General features: G+C 50.1%; 18 protein-coding genes and 1 pseudogene. 8 read left to right on the top strand and 11 right to left on the bottom strand.

Going from position 1 to position 16,551, the window contains the following annotated elements; genetic code table 11:
* The first annotated feature begins 159 nt into the window (after positions 1-159).
* The 3 genes from yeaR to SK33_RS13905 all read left to right on the top strand — a co-directional run bounded on the left by yeaR (position 160) and on the right by SK33_RS13905 (position 1,569).
* On the top strand, positions 160-522 hold the full coding sequence (gene yeaR / locus SK33_RS13915; RefSeq protein WP_003030735.1) for a DUF1971 domain-containing protein YeaR: 363 nt from the start codon (positions 160-162) through the stop codon (positions 520-522).
* A gap of 3 nt (positions 523-525) precedes the next feature.
* The gene (locus tag SK33_RS13910; RefSeq protein WP_003832433.1) at positions 526-708 is read left to right on the top strand and encodes a DUF1869 domain-containing protein; all 183 of its coding nucleotides are present in this window, start codon (positions 526-528) and stop codon (positions 706-708) included.
* A gap of 216 nt (positions 709-924) precedes the next feature.
* Positions 925-1,569 (top strand): hypothetical protein, encoded by a 645-nt coding sequence (locus SK33_RS13905; RefSeq protein ID WP_048219935.1) that lies wholly within the window; start codon positions 925-927, stop codon positions 1,567-1,569.
* A gap of 52 nt (positions 1,570-1,621) precedes the next feature.
* On the opposite strand, the gene fdhF is transcribed toward SK33_RS13905, so the two are convergent.
* The gene (gene fdhF, locus SK33_RS13900; RefSeq protein WP_048219934.1) at positions 1,622-3,769 is read right to left on the bottom strand and encodes a formate dehydrogenase subunit alpha; all 2,148 of its coding nucleotides are present in this window, start codon (positions 3,767-3,769) and stop codon (positions 1,622-1,624) included.
* Between the two features lie 360 nt (positions 3,770-4,129).
* Between fdhF and SK33_RS13895 the strand changes: the two genes are divergently transcribed.
* Positions 4,130-4,378, top strand: a complete 249-nt coding sequence (locus SK33_RS13895) for a GlsB/YeaQ/YmgE family stress response membrane protein (protein ID WP_003030729.1) — start codon at positions 4,130-4,132, stop codon at positions 4,376-4,378.
* A 49-nt stretch (positions 4,379-4,427) separates the two neighbouring features.
* On the opposite strand, the gene yoaJ is transcribed toward SK33_RS13895, so the two are convergent.
* Genes yoaJ through SK33_RS13880 form a run of 3 tightly spaced genes read right to left on the bottom strand, consistent with a single transcriptional unit; the run spans position 4,428 to position 5,676 of the window.
* On the bottom strand, positions 4,428-4,502 hold the full coding sequence (gene yoaJ / locus SK33_RS13890; RefSeq protein WP_099530266.1) for a protein YoaJ: 75 nt from the start codon (positions 4,500-4,502) through the stop codon (positions 4,428-4,430).
* A 2-nt stretch (positions 4,503-4,504) separates the two neighbouring features.
* The gene (locus tag SK33_RS13885; RefSeq protein WP_032941789.1) at positions 4,505-4,603 is read right to left on the bottom strand and encodes a YoaK family small membrane protein; all 99 of its coding nucleotides are present in this window, start codon (positions 4,601-4,603) and stop codon (positions 4,505-4,507) included.
* Between the two features lie 47 nt (positions 4,604-4,650).
* Entirely contained in the window at positions 4,651-5,676 is a 1,026-nt protein-coding gene (locus SK33_RS13880; RefSeq protein ID WP_003030727.1) for a sensor domain-containing diguanylate cyclase, read from the bottom strand.
* A gap of 186 nt (positions 5,677-5,862) precedes the next feature.
* Here SK33_RS13880 and SK33_RS13875 point away from each other — a divergent pair, with 186 nt between their 5' ends.
* Complete coding sequence (locus tag SK33_RS13875; RefSeq protein WP_003030725.1) at positions 5,863-6,111, top strand: putative hemolysin; 249 nt, start codon at positions 5,863-5,865, stop codon at positions 6,109-6,111.
* Between the two features lie 7 nt (positions 6,112-6,118).
* On the opposite strand, the gene SK33_RS13870 is transcribed toward SK33_RS13875, so the two are convergent.
* Complete coding sequence (locus tag SK33_RS13870) at positions 6,119-6,466, bottom strand: DUF488 domain-containing protein (protein ID WP_003030722.1); 348 nt, start codon at positions 6,464-6,466, stop codon at positions 6,119-6,121.
* A gap of 177 nt (positions 6,467-6,643) precedes the next feature.
* Here SK33_RS13870 and SK33_RS13865 point away from each other — a divergent pair, with 177 nt between their 5' ends.
* Complete coding sequence (locus SK33_RS13865; protein WP_003846671.1) at positions 6,644-7,351, top strand: CTP synthase C-terminal region-related (seleno)protein; 708 nt, start codon at positions 6,644-6,646, stop codon at positions 7,349-7,351.
* Between the two features lie 36 nt (positions 7,352-7,387).
* Here SK33_RS13865 and SK33_RS13860 read toward each other — a convergent pair whose 3' ends face one another.
* Positions 7,388-8,575 carry a CynX/NimT family MFS transporter gene (locus SK33_RS13860; RefSeq protein ID WP_048219057.1) on the bottom strand — a complete coding sequence of 396 codons (1,188 nt, stop codon included), beginning with the start codon at positions 8,573-8,575 and terminating at the stop codon, positions 7,388-7,390.
* 99 nt (positions 8,576-8,674) lie between these two features.
* On the opposite strand from SK33_RS13860, the pseudogene SK33_RS13855 reads away from it, so the two are divergent.
* Positions 8,675-9,467 (top strand): annotated as a pseudogene (locus SK33_RS13855) (AraC family transcriptional regulator); the annotation flags it as partial.
* Here the strand turns inward: SK33_RS13855 and SK33_RS13850 are convergent.
* The 3 genes from SK33_RS13850 to dgcJ all read right to left on the bottom strand — a co-directional run bounded on the left by SK33_RS13850 (position 9,450) and on the right by dgcJ (position 12,072).
* Positions 9,450-9,896, bottom strand: coding sequence for a DUF441 domain-containing protein (locus SK33_RS13850; RefSeq protein WP_003832453.1), 447 nt, complete (start codon positions 9,894-9,896; stop codon positions 9,450-9,452). The pseudogene SK33_RS13855 and the gene SK33_RS13850 overlap by 18 nt on opposite strands.
* A gap of 138 nt (positions 9,897-10,034) precedes the next feature.
* Positions 10,035-10,538: a YbaK/prolyl-tRNA synthetase associated domain-containing protein gene (locus tag SK33_RS13845; protein WP_003030712.1), complete on the bottom strand. Its 504-nt coding sequence runs from the start codon at positions 10,536-10,538 to the stop codon at positions 10,035-10,037.
* A 43-nt stretch (positions 10,539-10,581) separates the two neighbouring features.
* On the bottom strand, positions 10,582-12,072 hold the full coding sequence (gene dgcJ, locus SK33_RS13840; protein ID WP_048219055.1) for a diguanylate cyclase DgcJ: 1,491 nt from the start codon (positions 12,070-12,072) through the stop codon (positions 10,582-10,584).
* 164 nt (positions 12,073-12,236) lie between these two features.
* Here dgcJ and SK33_RS13835 point away from each other — a divergent pair, with 164 nt between their 5' ends.
* Positions 12,237-13,007, top strand: coding sequence for a class I SAM-dependent methyltransferase (locus SK33_RS13835; protein WP_032949093.1), 771 nt, complete (start codon positions 12,237-12,239; stop codon positions 13,005-13,007).
* A 65-nt stretch (positions 13,008-13,072) separates the two neighbouring features.
* Here SK33_RS13835 and SK33_RS13830 read toward each other — a convergent pair whose 3' ends face one another.
* Positions 13,073-14,356, bottom strand: coding sequence for a YeaH/YhbH family protein (locus SK33_RS13830; RefSeq protein ID WP_003030708.1), 1,284 nt, complete (start codon positions 14,354-14,356; stop codon positions 13,073-13,075).
* Between the two features lie 121 nt (positions 14,357-14,477).
* On the bottom strand, positions 14,478-16,412 hold the full coding sequence (yeaG, locus tag SK33_RS13825; protein WP_003030707.1) for a protein kinase YeaG: 1,935 nt from the start codon (positions 16,410-16,412) through the stop codon (positions 14,478-14,480).
* Positions 16,413-16,551 lie beyond the last annotated feature (139 nt).

Genomic DNA, 16,551 nt, shown 5'->3' with positions numbered 1-16,551 from the left:
GGTTACGGCGGGCCTTCAATATTACACCCTGCAATTCATTTATAATTGTATTGTTATAACCAATAAATGGTATTTCAAATGAATATTATGAGGCGTACCCTGTGTACAGCAGCGGTTCAGTAAGAACTCGCTGGTTGTCGACTGGAAAAGGGAAGAAAAATGCTTCAAATTCCACAGAACCATATCCATACACGCTCTACTCCATTCTGGAACAAAGAAACGGCACCTGCCGGAATTTTCGAACGCCACCTTGATAAAGGAACCCGTGCCGGGGTTTATCCTCGACTTTCGGTTATGCAGGGGGCGGTCAAATATCTCGGATACGCAGATGAACATAGCCCGGAGCCCGTAGAGGTGATGGTTATTGAAGCCGGTCAGTTTGGTGTTTTTCCACCGGAAAAATGGCATAACATCGAAGTGATGACCGACGACACTTACTTTAATATCGATTTTTTCGTTGCCCCGGAAGTTCTGATGGAGAGCGCGAATCAACGAAAAGTCGTGCGTACCGGCAAGGAGTAAATCATGGGCAAAGCAACCTATACCGTAACAGTGACCAATAACAGCAATGGCGTGTCAGTCGATTATGAAACTGAAGCGCCGATGACGTTACTGGTGCCGGATGTGGCAGCAGAAGTTGTTAAAGATCTGGTCAATACCGTACGTTCATACGATACCGAGAATGAGCATGAAGTGTGCGGATGGTAGGCGTTAATTACTCCTACTGATTGAATGCGCTGAATTTTAATCTAATAACCGCACTGCGTTTTGACGACGCCGCGCGGTTTTTTTATCCGTGTTAAACCTGGAAATATCCGGAAAAAGATTTCTTAAGAATACCTTAAGAAATCCGCATTGATTGCTAATGTTGGATCATTCACAGGGGTTATGATCGTGAAACAGTCACAATACAGAACCTCGCTTATGAAACTGAATACCCGACTAACATTACCCACTTTCATTCTTGGACTGATCATCGTAACGATCCCGTTCACTGCGAACTGGAATCTACCTTTGCTCAACGGTACTGTCGTCAGATGGATTGAGAATGGTCAGGCGTTATGGCTGCTGTTTGGAGCGCTTTTTACTCTCAGCTACATCCGGCCTTTATCACGTCCTGAAGGCGAGAAACAATTTTGGCTTTGGGCGGCTGTGTGGTGGTTGGTGTTGCTGGGTCGCAGTACCAGTTGGGGCCGTGATTATTTCCCGGAGCACCCTAAACTTCTGTTCAGAGTTATCTCAGTGGTATTGATTGCAATGATTATTCTGCCTGTCCTGATATCAAAACGCTTACGCCAGGATATTGCCCGTCGCTTACGCAATGAACCGCTGCCGCTATGGCTGTTAGCGATCACCACCTGCGCATTTTTGATCTCCGATACGGTAGAGCACCATCGTCTGCTGGCCCCTGTCTTTTTGCACAACGCGCAGTACGGCGATCTCATTGAAGAGCTGTATGAACTCCCGTTTATGGTAGGATTGTTCCTGATGAACCTCGGTTTTATGCAGCGGGATAAGCAGGAAGAATCTGCTGCTATTCGCTTTAGTGAACCACAGCTGGCGAAGTAACGAGAAAATACCTGAGTCTGGATGACCAGACTCAGGCGGTTAGTGAGGTGACTTACGCAATGGCCTCGCACAAGCGTGATTTCATGTCGCTATACGTCTGTGCGGCATACTTTTCAGCCCATCCCTGATCGCTAATGTGCTCAATACTTACGGCGCAATATTTGGTTTCCGGCGTTTTCGAAATAGGATCGAGGTTATCCTGGGTTAACTCGTTACACGCACCAATCCACCATTGGTAGGTCATATACACCGTTCCGGCATTGATACGCTCGGATACATCGGCGCGGCTGATGACCTTACCACGACGCGAGCTGACCCATACCAGGTCACGATGACGAATACCCAGTTTTTCTGCATCATGAGTATTGATTTGCACGTACCCAGGCTCATCTGCCAGGGCTTGCAGCGCTGCGCAGTTGCCGGTCATTGAACGACAGGAGTAGTGCCCAACTTCACGCACGGTACACAGGACCAGCGGATACTTTTCATCAGGAACCTCTGCGGGTGCTCGCCATTGTGCGGCAAACAGTTTGCCTTTGCCATTGGCGGTATCAAACTGGCTGTTCGCGTAAAGGTAAGGTGTGCCGGGGTGATCGAGCTCCGGACATGGCCACTGAACATGCCCCATTTCACCCATTTTCTCATAGGTTACGCCGTAGAAAAGCGGGCACAGCTCGCGCATCTCATCCCAGATTTGCTGGTTACTTTGATACCGCATGGGATAGCCCATTTCACTGGCCAGCAGGCTGGTGATCTCCCAGTCACGCTTGACATCACCTGAGGGTTCAATCGCTTTTTCAAAACGCTGGAATCCACGATCGGCGCAGGTAAAGACGCCGCCGTGTTCGCCCCAGGAGGTGGCCGGCAGGAGGACGTCGGCCATTTCCGCTGTCTTGGTCATGAAGATATCCTGCACGACAATAAAATCGAGCGCGTTAAACCCTTCGCGGACCAGACCTAAATCGGCCTCGGTTTGCAACGGATCCTCCCCCATGATGTAGTAGGCTTTAATTTTGCCTTCAATAGCCAGATGCGGAACTTCGGTGATGCGCGTCCCAACCTTGTCATCCATCTGATTGACGTCAATGCCCCAGGCGTTGGCGAATTTCTCCCTGACGGTGAAATCGGTCACGTCCTGATACCCAGGGAACTGGTTAGGCAGTACCCCCATATCGCACGCGCCTTGCACGTTATTCTGCCCACGCACCGGCCCAACGCCGACGTTAGGACGTCCCAGATTGCCGGTCAGCAACGCCAGGCTCGACAAACCACGAACCACGTCAACGGCCTGGCCAAACTGGGTGACGCCCATTCCCCACATCACGGTTGCCGATGGCGCTGCGGCAAATGTACGCATCGCCTGACGAACCTGCTGTGCGGGAACACCCGTTAAATGTTCAACGGCTTCAGGCGCATAGTCCTTCACGGTTTCCCAGTATGTTTCCAGTCCTTCCGCATGCTTTTGTACATACTCGCGATCGTAGAGTTGCTCTTCGATGAGGACATGGCCAAAGGCGTTAACCAGTGCCATATTACAACCGTTTTTTAACTGCAAATGTTGGTCAGCTATACGAGCAGTTTCAATACGACGTGGGTCGCAGACAATGATTTTTGCGCCGTTCTGGCGAGCTTTAATTACCCGGCGAGCCACGATCGGGTGCGAGTCGGCGCAGTTATAGCCAAAGATCAGCAGGCATTTTGAGTTTTCAATGTCGCTGATGGAATTGCTCATGGCGCCATTGCCTAATGTTTCCTGTAACCCGGCAACGGAAGGGCCGTGACAGACACGGGCGCAGCAATCGACATTATTGGTATGGAGAACGCCACGTGCGAATTTTTGCATCACGTAGTTGGTTTCATTCCCTGTTCCACGTGAAGACCCGGTGGTCATAATGGCGCGGGGGCCATAGGTATTTTTGATTTCAGATAAGCGTTTTGCGGTGTAACGAATGGCTTCATCCCAGCTAACGGGAGTGAATTTTCCACCTTTTTCATAACGGATCATCGGGCGAGTCAGACGGGGAGTCAGAAGGCGAGTGTCGTTAAGAAAATCCCAACCATAGTAGCCTTTCAGGCATAACTGATTTTGGTTCGTTACACCCTCTGCGGCCTCGGCGCGGATGATTTTGTTATTCTCAACAACAAGCTTGAGCTTGCACCCGGCCCCACAGTATGGGCATACACTGGTGATTTTTTTCATCAATAACAGACCTGTTAAATGCTGAAATAGCGCGAATTGTAAACGGAGCCGCGCGATACGCATCGCGGACTACGATTTGTCATAGTGACCGGCTGTTTAAGCATAAATCGTGCCAGAAGTGAAAACCCAGTAATTGCAGGGACTGAGGGCGAATGAGTAACGCAGAATGACTGACGATTCGACATTAATGACGAGCTACGTCAGGGAAAATGTCGCCATCCAATGGTTTAACCTTATGAAAGATCAGAAAAAGATGAAAATAGCAGGTGATACCGATCACAAATTTTAATTTTTCAGCGCTATGCTATGCTTTTATACAACGAGCGAATCGTTAACTTAAAAACATAAGTGAGGGATATTATGGGCATTATTTCATGGGTGATTTTCGGTCTTATCGCTGGGATTTTGGCAAAATGGATTATGCCGGGTAAAGATGGCGGCGGATTCTTTATGACCATCATCTTAGGGGTTGTCGGTGCGGTAGTAGGTGGCTGGATCAGTACCTTCTTTGGTTTTGGTAAAGTTGATGGTTTCAACTTTGGCAGTTTTGTCGTAGCGGTTATCGGTGCGATTGTGGTGCTGTTTATCTATAGAAAAGTCAAAAGTTAAGTAAACATGAAGACAATAGAGGCCACTGATAAGTGGCCTTTTTCTTTGGTTACCACCACCCCAGTTCCGTGCCCAGAACCACGATGATAGCCACGCCAATCATAATAAGCGTTGTTTTTTTCATCGTTATGCTCCAGGCGCAGCGTAACCGCCAATAAAAAACCAGGATAAGAAAACGACAGCGGAAATGAAAATAATGACAGGGAAAATAATACCGAGTCGCATACGATTATCTACCAGAGTTATTTAAAGACGAGTCAGCATAGCAGGGGTTAATGTACGACAAAAGCGGTTTTATCCTGACGCTTTTTATCCTTGTACATTGCGCTGTCTGCGAGATGAAGCGCACAGTTTACATCAGTCTCCAGCGGATCAATTTCCACCACGCCCAGACTGGCACCAGGATAAAACAGATGAATATCGCCCAGGTGATAGTCGCCGCAAATTTGCTGCTGCAACTGATGTTTCACCTGCTGCAGACGAACACGTTGCTCCCTGTCATCTTCCGGCGACAGGCGAGCGACTAAAAATTCGTCACCGCCCAGTCGACCGAGAATGTCATTATCACTACATTTACGCAGCAGGCGGTGGCCAATCTGGATCAGGAACTGGTCGCCAACCTCGTGACCAAAGCGGTCATTTATCAATTTGAAATCATCCAAATCGATATAGGCGACAACTATCTTCTGCCTGAGGTGGCGGGCGAGCGAAAAAAGGGTCTCTACATTTTCAAAAATTGCGCGCCGATTCGGTAATCCGGTCAGGGCATCGGTGTAGGAGTGAGCAATCAGCGCAGCGTTCGCTTCACGTAACTGAGCAACCAGCGACTCTTTTTGAATAGACTGGGCGATTAGTCCGGCAAACAGATGCAAAACCTGTTCACCACGTTCGCTTAACGCATGCTGGCGGCGACTGGTGGCGCAGAGCGTTCCGTAAAACGTTCCGTCCGGAAGATGAACGGGAGTACTCAGAAAAGTGGTGATGTCCAGTGCGCGAGCGGCGGTACATTCCGGCCATCGTGCGGGCACGTTGTCGCTGTACAGACAGTTTTCCTCAATAGCGCGTTTGCACAGCGTTTCATCCCACGGCACGGACAGCCCTTCGGGGATCTGCATTTGGCAGCTATTACGCGCATACAGAATATGCTGCAGACGGGCATCCAGATCGACCTTAGTCAAGTATGTAGATTCCATCTCAGTCACTACCTCCAGCATTTCCAGAAGTTGGCGTACCAGACTCTCAACTGACTGCTCCGTGGCTAAGGATTGTGAGACTCTGGCAAGGATCATGTCCGACATGAGGTGTAAATACTCCTGAGTGATGACAAGGCTGGCGTGGGCGCATGATAGAACATCAGGGAGCAAGATGAAACACGTGTTTCTGGCTGAAATGTAATCATAAAATTGAAATTAGAACGTAAAACATGGAGATAGAAGGGAAGTCGGGGTAACCTGCCGGAATAATGCTTTTAAACAGGAGTAGAGATGAAACTTGCGTCTATTATTTTGCCCGGCTTGCTGGTGCTGGCGGGGTGTACCACGCAGCCTGATGCCCCTAAACCACCAAAAATCGGCATGGCGAATCCGGCATCGGTGTATTGCGAACAAAAGGGCGGTACGCTGGTTGCGGTGCAGACTCCGCAAGGCGTAAGGTCAGACTGCAAACTACCCGGTGGGGAAGTGATTGATGAATGGGCGCTCTGGCGTAGAGATCATCCGACAACGGGCAAGTGATACGCGGTCAGCATTGACGTAGCCACTCAGCGAGCACCAGCGCGTGGTTTTGCTGGGTATTTTTCGCCGCATACAGTAGCGTTAAGGTTTGCTGTCGGGCAATCTCTGCGAGGCGCTTTCCTTCTTGCTGCTGTTGAGCCAGTTCAGCGCGATATTGCTCAGAAAAATGCGAGAAATCAATCAACTCTGCGTGGAATGCCTTACGTAAATCAGATGACGGGGTAAGTGCTTTATTCCATTCGTTGAAAATAAGATCGCTCTTTTTCACCCCGCGAGGCCACAACCGGTCGACCAACACGCGGTAACCATCGCTTTTTTCTGCCGGGTCATACACACGTTTGCACTGAATATTCATCTCTTCATCCGCTCCATTAAGCTATCGCTATTACGGTTAAATAAGATCGTAAAACGTGACCATTATAGCATTCCGCCAGCCCTGACTCCCAATTTAAGGGATTGTGATACCAACAAAAAATCGGTAGGCTGAGGCTCCTTATAGTGTCCCTCATTGTCTGGACATAAGGAAAGTTTAATGGAAATTTCCCCGATTAAAGATACGCTTCGCATTGCGCTGGTGGGCGATTACAACCCCGATATTGTGGCGCATCAGGCTATTCCTCTTGCCATTGATGATGCCGCTGCCGTCCTGGAATTAGTGGCTGATTATGACTGGCTAACCACATCTGATATCAGCAGCAGTGAGGACCTTGTAGGTTATGATGCCATTTGGGTCGTTCCAGGCAGTCCTTATCGTCACCTGGAAGGGGCGCTGATCGCGATACGCTATGCGCGTGAAAACAGCATCCCATTCTTGGGTACCTGTGGCGGCTTTCAACATGCCATTCTGGAGTATGCCCGCAACGTGCTGGGCTGGATCGACGCTGCCCACGCGGAGACGGACACCACGGGTCGGATGGTGATAGCACCGTTGACCTGCTCGCTGGTAGAAAAAACGGATGATATTGAGCTTCGGGCCAATACGCTGATTGCCAAAGCCTACGGGCGGGATGTTATCTCGGAGGGATATCACTGCAACTACGGCGTATCGGAAGATTTTGCCGCTGAGCTGGAGCGCGGCGATCTCCGTGTGACCGGTTGGGATGAGGCTGGTGATATTCGTGCCATTGAGCTGGTGACACATCCATTTTATGTCGGCACGCTCTTTCAGCATGAACGCGGAGCGCTGGCGGGAAAACCCGTACCTCTGGTTCAGGCGATGCTGCGCGCCGCGCGCGGATAAATATTGGGCAGGTTGTCCGCGAACCTGCCCTCTGCATTATGCGCTCGCGATCTCCCGATTGCGCCCCGCGCACAAACCAAACACCGCCATCAGCATCGCTAACACGGCGACACCCGTTAATGGAATCAGCCAACTACCGTTGAGGTCGTGAATTTTCCCCATCAGCGGTGGCCCGCAGGCGGCCAGTAAATATCCGACAGACTGTGCCATGCCGGAGAGAGCGGCAGCCTGATGCGCTGAGCTTGCGCGCAGGCCAATAAAGGTTAAGCCAAGGATCATCGTCGCGCCTGAGCCAAAGCCAAACAGGATGGTCCATAGCAATGCCTGGTCGGGCATTATGGCGAATCCCGCCGCGCCGACGGCGCACATTAACGAAACCAGAGCGGCGATGGCGCGCTGATCCTTAAATCTGTTCAGGACGAGAGGGATCAATATTCCCGGCGCGGCAGTCGCCAGCTGCAGTAAACCATGCAACGAACCGGCCTGAGATTCGCTGTAGCCATGGCTAATTAAAATGGCGGGTAGCCAGCCGATGATGACGTAATAGACAAGAGAGTTGATCCCCAGAAACAGCGTTACTTGCCAGGCGAGGCCAGAGCGCCAGATCGCGCGGGAATGCAAGGCGCGCGAGTTACTCAGGCTGGCATGAGCGGTCTGGCTGCATTGGGGCAACCAGATAATCAGCGCCAGCAGCGGGAAGGCCATCAGCACCATCAACGCACCGCGCCAGCCAAATCCATTTAGTGCCAATGGAACCACAATTGCCGAGCCCAGTGCCGCCGCCGCGCCCATGGTCAGCGAGTATGCGCCAGTGAGTTTCGCCACATGCTGGGAAAAATCACGCTTAATCAATCCGGGTAACAGCACATTTCCCAACGCGATTCCGCAACCAATGATGGCGGTACCGCTAAACAGGAACCCTGACGAAGGCAGCGAACGAATCGCAATACCTACGCAAATCAACAGCATCGCGGCAAACAGGCTACGTTCGATGCCCCAGCGGCGCGCAACAGCGGCAGCCAGGGGGGATACCAGCGCGAAGGCCAGCAGCGGCAGGGTAGTCAGAAGCCCAGTCTGGGCGGTACTCAAGCCGTAGTCGGCGCGAATGGCATCCAGCAACGGGGCTGCGCCGGTAAAGGTGACGCGCAGTGTGGTGGCAATCATCAGGATCCCCGCGATCAGCAACGCTGCGTTTTTGCCACGGGAGGAAGGTGTAGTAATCATTTTGTTCTCATATCGTCAGGCGAGGCGATACTTTAGCGTTTTTACACTATGGATGAATCAAGCTAAAATGACAGATTATCGCTAAAATAGGACATTCTTATGTTGGGGCTGAGACTGGATGGATATGAGCCCGATTTGCACCACGATGCGGCGGTAGCATTTTGTATTCAGGCTCGGGAAGATGAACTTTTCAGTCCGCTGCATCAGCATCGTAAGGGACAGTTGATCCTGGCGCTGCATGGCGCGATCACCTGTGAAGTTGAAAACGCTATGTGGATGGTACCTCCGCAATATGCGGTGTGGATCCCTGGCGAAATTCCACACAGCAACCACGTTACCGTGGGCGCGCAATTGTGTTTTCTGTTTATTGAGCCGCAGGCTGTCGTGATGCCTGAACGTTGCTGCACGCTGAAAATCGCCCCGTTATGTCGGGAGCTCATTCTGGCGCTGGCGTCCAAATCGGATGCTCAGCGACTGGAACCGGCAACTCAGCGGCTGACGCAAGTGTTGTTTGATGAACTCCCGCAGCAACCCCAGGAGCAGATGCAGTTACCGGTTTCCGATCACCCGAAAATTCGCAGAATGGTCGCAACGATGGCGAAAGAGCCTGCACAATGGCAGACGCTGGGACAATGGGCCAGCGTATTTGCGATGAGTGAACGTAACCTTGCTCGTCTGGTCGTCAAAGAAACGGGGTTGAGTTTTCGCCGCTGGCGTCACCAGCTCCAGCTGATTCTGGCGCTGCAGGCGTTGATCGATGGCCGCAATGTACAACAGGTCGCGCAAATGCTCGGGTACGATTCGACCACGGCATTTATCACTATGTTCAAAAAAGGCCTGGGGCAGACGCCAGGCCGTTATCTGAACGGGCTGGCTACTGCTTCCCAACAATCAACGAGACCAGGCCTGCCGCAATAAGCGGCCCCACCGGCACACCGCGAAACAGCGCCACGCCCAGTACCGTGCCCACCAGTAATCCGGCAACAAGCTGGGGCTGACTGCCCATGAGCGTAACGCCGCGTCCGCCGAGCCATGAGACAAATACCCCGACGGCAATAGCGACCAGTGATTTCCAGTTTACAAAGGAGTGGATGAGCGTGGAGGGCGGTAGCGTTCCGCTGGCGATCGGTGCCATGACGCCAATGGTCAGAATGATAATCCCGACGGTCAGGCCCTGTTTTTCAATCCAGGGGAAGAAAGTATTCAGAGGGGTAACACGGACAATGATCAGCACCAGAATTGAAACAGCGACAGTGGTGTTGTGGCTGACAAAGCCCAGAGCTGCCAGTCCGAGGAGGATCAGCAGAGTGACATCAAACATCGTAGTTTCCTTGCCAAAAGAAAAAATAAGCCTGCTTACTGTACGCGTAAATGCGTGACGGAACAGGCTTTTTTTAATGATTATGATTTTTTTTGGGCTAACGCACGATGCGACGTTTTTTACTGCTAACGCAGACCATTATTGTTCGCGGCGGAAAGGGATTAATTCAGGTTGCGCGATACGCAGGTAATCTGCGGTATCCATGATCACGGATTTTTCCAGCAACCCGGCATTAAACGCAATTTCATGAAAACGCTCAAACAATAGTGGATCAGCGACCAGCTTGAGATTAGGATGAAAACTGAACGGTGGGATAGCGCCAAATACGCAGCCAGTCAGTTCATCTACCTCCGCCGGGCTGGCAAGAGACGCTCTCAACCCGCCAATATGGCTGGCTAACCGGCTCAGGTCGGCCTGCTGATCGGCAGAGAGGATCGCCAGAACATGCTGATTGACGCCGTTGCCTTTTACTTTGCAGACCAGCGCTTTTGCTCCCTGGCCCAGTGCGGTACCACGAATTTCAGAAACTGCCTCACATTTGCCGACGGCTTCATGGCTTACCACGCGGTACGTTGCGCCTTGCTCTGACAACAGCGAGATTAAACGCTGATGCGTTGCGTTACCTTTGTTCACTTCCGTCATGACTTACTCCTGGTACAACAATGAAAATCCTGCAGAAAAATAATCACGCACCGGCGTGTTTTTTCTGTTTGTTCAGATAGAGCTGTGCATCAGATGCTTTGTAAGCATCATCAATAGTGTCGTTCGGCTGCATATTATAAACCCCGGCGGAGAAGCTGATGGATATATCATGCGCAATAATTTGTAAGTTATAGCGAATTCTCTCCAGCAGGCGGGGCGTTAAATCACTGGGGTGGTCAATGAGGATAATACAAAACTCATCGCCGCCGAGGCGGATGGCGTAGTCGCTTTTGCGAATAGAGCTTTGAATGGCTTTGGCCAGATGAGTGATAATCCGATCGCCTTCTTTATGCCCTAACGTGTCATTGATGACTTTCAGTTTATCGCAGTCGATGGCGATAAAGGTGACGAGCGTTCCCGTGTTCACCAACTGTTGCAAACGCTGCTCAAGCGCCGGCGTTAAAATTTTACGGTTGTAGAGCCCGGTCATCGCATCACTAACATTTTCCCGCGTGACGTTGTGATACAGCCGAAAATGCGTTCTGACCATATTCAGCAGTAATATCGTTGCCAGTAAATAGAATGCGAATATCTTCCAGGACGAGACAATAAAATACATAACATCGAGTGAGAGTGTGATGCGTATACCACCGGGTATGTCCTTCTCATAGTGAACATAGCGGAACAGATCGGTTTCACTTTTATGAACGAGAATCTCTTTACCGGAGCTGGTATCCGAGACCGTTACATTAAGATAGCGCCAGACGAGAGGGCGGTCGCTGGTATAGAAAATATTCTGTAAATTCTCTTTATTAATATCTACCATCACCACACCTTTTAACTTACCGGTGTAGTAGACCGGTGTTAAAAAGCTCATCACTTTTTTCTCGGTCAGGTTATCTTCATAAATACTGGAAATCACCGTGCGGCCGGTGAAAATACCATCAATATCATTTTGGTCGATTCCCAGCGTACCTTTTTGCAAAAACGACCAGTTGTGTATCGCAAATTTCCGCGAGTCGATCAAATCATAGAAATAGACATAGTTATTTTTGAGATCGACGTAATATCGAAATTTATACTCTAACGTCCCTAATCCCTGACCGTAATCTTTCTGCTGACGATTAACATTGACCGCCCGGTCAAAAGAAGGCAGCAGAAAAATGTCATCAAGCTGTTCACCACATTTTGTTGAGGTGGTCTGCAACGTACCGTGCAATGGCAGATAGTTGTGCTTAGTAAGGTTGAGCCCATGAGCGCCGTTAACGCTGTCGAAAGCGGTGCAAAGTGCTTTTTGCTGTTCGAGAGAGGCTGGCTCCTGGGGGGACGAAAATGTGCGCATCAGATGGGCTGCGATGCTTTGATTTGTGTACTTATCATAGAGAAACGATGAGTCGGCTTTCTCATTGATATAGCGCATGTACGCATTCATTGCTTTATCGCTGGCAATGAGCTCATAAACCAAAAAAGAAGACGTCAAAACAATTACGCTGACGGAGATAAAGAGCCTGAGCGCTTTATGATGCAATTTCATAATGATTTACAGCCCTGTAAGTCTGATAATTCAGTCTATCACACGGCATACATCCGCTCTAACGCTACGGGCAAGGACATTTTGTAATAAAAATCATTCGCGCGCTTCACCTTTAACCTTTAATGTTGTATTTATAATGCAACTTATAAAAAGGAGACAGGCCAATGAGCGCGACTGAAAAAGCGGGTCATACATTTTTAGCCAGCCTGGGCAAAACCCGTCTGCGTCCGGGCGGCGTTGAAGCAACAGAATGGTTGTTTAGCCAGTCACAGCTGACGCCCGGCAGCCAGGTGCTTGAAGTGGCGTGCAACATGGCCACGACGGCGATAGAGTTAGTTCAACGCTATGGCTGTAAGGTATACGCCATTGATATGGATAAAACCGCACTGTCAAACGCAAGGAATAACGTGGCGGAAAATGGTCTGGAAAATCACATTCATGTGATGGCGGCAAACGCCAACACTCTTCCTTTTGCGGATAACAGTTTCGATGTTGTGATTAACGAAGCCATGCTGACAATGTATGCCGATAAAGCGAAGGCGAAGTTAATTGCCGAATATTATCGCGTGTTGAAGCCCGGTGGGCGCCTGCTCACCCACGATATTATGTTCACTACCCAAAAACTGGGCGCGGGCGATCAGGGCCTGCTTGTCGATGTGGTGAAATCAAACGTTAGCCCAATGACCAGACAAGGCTGGCGTGATTTGTTTCTTAACTGCGGGTTCGAACAGGTTTTGCAGCAGAATGGCAACATGTCGCTGATGTCACCGCGCGGATTAATTCGTGATGAAGGGCTTACAGGGGCAGTTAAAATTGTGTTTAACGGCTTACGCACGAGCGAAAATCGTCGTCGGTTCCTGAAAATGTTTCGCTTCTTCCGTTCGCAACGTCATCAGCTAAACTACATTGCCTGCTGCTCTGTTAAGGGAAAATAAAAACAGGATGGGGCACTATTTATAAAATCAGTCAGCACATCCACGCGCTGACTGATTTGTTTAGGTTAATTGTTACTGGTCGTACTTTGCTTATGAAACAGTTCGCGAAATACCGGATAAATATCATCCTGGTCACGGATATGCTGCATCGCAAAGTTATCAAAGGTTGATTGCAGATGTTCGTATTCACGCCATAAGGTTTGGTGGGCGCGGCGAGTGATTTCGATATAGCTGTAATAGCGTACCACTGGCAGCAGCTTTTTCGCCAAAATCTCATGACACAGCGGTGAATCATCTGCCCAGTTATCACCGTCCGATGCCTGTGCAGCATAGATGTTCCACTGGGCAGGGTTGTAGCGATCTTTCACCACTTCATCCATTAACTTCAGTGCACTGGAGACAATGGTCCCCCCGGTTTCCTGAGAGTAGAAGAACTCATGTTCATCCACTTCTTTCGCCTGGGTATGGTGGCGAATATAAACCACCTCCACGTTCTTATAGGTCCGGCTTAAGAACAGATACAGCAGGATATAAAAACGTTTAGCCATATCTTTGGTCGACTGATCCATCGAACCAGAGACGTCCATCAGGCAGAACATCACCGCCTGGCTGGAAGGGTCGGGGCGTTTTTCATAATTTTTGTAGCGTAAATCAAAGGTGTCGATAAATGGCACGCGTTCGATTTTTGCCCGCAGTTCGGCAATCTCTTTGCGTAACCGTTCCTCTTCCAGCAACTGCGCTGGTTCGCTTTTCGCGATGGTTTCCAGATCCGCTTCGAGAGCATGCAGTTCGCGACGCTTACCCGCTGTCATCGCCGTACGGCGCGCCAGTGAGTTTTGCAGGGATCGCACCACGCTAATGTTGGCAGGCACACCGTTAGAGGTAAAACCTGCCCGGTGTGTTTTATACTCCGTTAACTGACGCTGCTGATTCTGCTTCAGGTTAGGAAGTGCTAAATCTTCGAACAACAGATCAAGATATTCATCTTTAGAGATCTGAAAGACGAACTCATCCTGACCCTCACCATCCTGGCTGGCCTGGCCTTGTCCACTTCCTGAACCGCCACCGCCGCCCTGTGGGCGTTCAATGCGGTCATTCTGCACAAAATGGTCGTTACCCGGATGTACGCGATGGCGCAGGCCACCACGTCCCTGATGAAACATTGGTTCGCTAATATCATCAGTCGGAATAGAGACAGATTCGCCGCTATCCACATCAGTCACCGAACGCTTGTTAATGGCCTCGGAGATCGACTGTTTAATTTGCGATTTATAACGGCGTAAGAAGCGCTGGCGGTTTACCGTGCTCTTGTTTTTGCCGTTAAGACGCCGGTCAATAAACCAGGTCATAAGCCCCCCGTACTGCCAACTGTTCGCCATGTCTGTAAGTGCCGGATGGCGCTGTCGCTGTCCGGCCTACGGAACATTGTTTTGCAAGCCCGGTAAGCGCATGCGCCACCGGGCACTTATGTTAAGACGATTTACGTACGCGCAAATACCATTCGCACAGTAAACGCACTTGTTTACGCGTGTAGCCTTTTTCCATCATACGGTCGACAAAATCGTCGTGTTTTTTCTGCTCGTCAGTCGAGGTTTTAGCATTGAACGAAATGACCGGCAGCAGCTCCTCGGTATTGGAGAACATTTTCTTCTCAATAACCGTGCGTAGTTTTTCGTAACTGGTCCAGTTTGGATTGCGACCGCTGTTATTCGCTCTGGCACGCAGAACAAAGTTGACGATCTCGTTACGGAAATCTTTCGGGTTACTGATACCCGCCGGCTTCTCAATTTTCTCCAGTTCTGAGTTCAGTGACTCGCGATCAAACAGCTGCCCGGTATCTGGATCGCGATACTCCTGATCCTGAATCCAGAAATCCGCATAAGTGACATAACGGTCGAAAATGTTCTGTCCGTATTCGGAATAGGATTCGAGATAAGCTGTCTGGATCTCCTTGCCGATGAATTCAGCATATTTCGGGATCAGATAGCCTTTCAGGAACTCAAGATAACGCTCAGCTTGCTCCTGCGGGAACTGTTCACGCTCGATTTGCTGCTCCAGTACGTAGAACAGATGAACCGGGTTAGCGGCCACTTCAGCATGGTCAAAGTTAAATACGCGAGAGAGGATCTTAAACGCGAAACGCGTGGACAGACCGTTCATTCCCTCATCAACCCCGGCGTAATCACGATACTCCTGATAGGATTTCGCTTTTGGATCGGTATCTTTCAGGCTTTCGCCATCGTAAACGCGCATCTTCGAGTAAATGCTCGAGTTTTCAGGTTCTTTCAGGCGAGAAAGAATGGTAAAGCGAGAGAGCGTTTCCAACGTGCCCGGTGCGCAAGGCGCATGGGTCAGCTCACTGTGGTTAAGCAGTTTTTCGTAAATTTTGATCTCTTCAGAGATCCGCAGGCAATAAGGCACTTTGACGATGTAAACACGGTCAAGGAACGCCTCATTGTTTTTGTTATTACGGAACGTTACCCATTCAGACTCGTTCGAGTGGGCAAGAATAATCCCGTTAAACGGCAGGGCGGAGATACCTTCTGTCCCGTTGTAGTTTCCTTCCTGGGTGGCGGTCAGCAGAGGATGCAGCACTTTAATCGGTGCTTTAAACATCTCAACGAACTCCATAATCCCCTGGTTTGAGCGGCACAGTGCGCCCGAATAACCGTAGGCATCAGGATCGTTCTGGGCGTGGTGTTCGAGTTTACGAATATCCACTTTCCCGACCAGCGCAGAAATATCCTGGTTGTTTTCATCACCAGGCTCCGTTTTAGCGATAGCGATCTGCTCCAGAATAGACGGCCAGACTTTGACGACGCGGAATTTTGTAATGTCCCCGCCAAAATCATGCAGACGTTTAGCAGCCCACGGCGACATGATCGTACCGAGATAACGACGCGGGATCCCATACTCTTTTTCCAGGATCTGCGCGTCTTCCTGCGGATTAAACAGGCATAACGGATGATCGTTGACCGGGCTACGTTCGCCATTGGCGCTCAGGACATAAATCGGTACTCGTTGCATCAGCGACTTCAGCCGCTCAGCAAGAGATGATTTCCCCCCTCCCACAGGCCCCAGCAGATACAGAATCTGCTTCTTCTCTTCCAGACCTTGAGCCGCATGCTTCAAATAAGAAACAATCTGCTCAATGGCGTCTTCCATGCCGTAAAACTCTTCAAAAGCGGGATAGCGTGCAATTACCCGATTCGAAAAGAGTCGAGAAAGTCGAGGTTCATGGGCAGTGTCAACCATGACAGGCTCACCAATAGCCATTAATAGCCGCTCTGCCGCGTTGGCATAAGCACTGCGATCTTGCCGACAAGTGGTAAGAAACTCCTGCAGCGTGAACTCTTCGTCCTTGGCAGCTTCATAACGCTGGCGATAGTGATCGAATATATTCATGGTATGCCGTCCTTTCGTTTTTTAGCACATGTTAAGAGCCGTTCATATGAATAGTAGAGGCCCCTGAAGAGGTAAACTGAACGACGTCGCTGCTGAAGAAATAAGCAACTCTCATGCCATTTTAGTGGTCAGGAGATCA

Source organism: Citrobacter sp. MGH103, from assembly GCF_001034475.2.
Taxonomy (GTDB): Bacteria; Pseudomonadota; Gammaproteobacteria; order Enterobacterales; family Enterobacteriaceae; genus Citrobacter; species Citrobacter freundii.
Note: the sequence above shows the minus strand (reverse complement) of the source record. Positions and strands in the feature narration are given on the sequence as shown.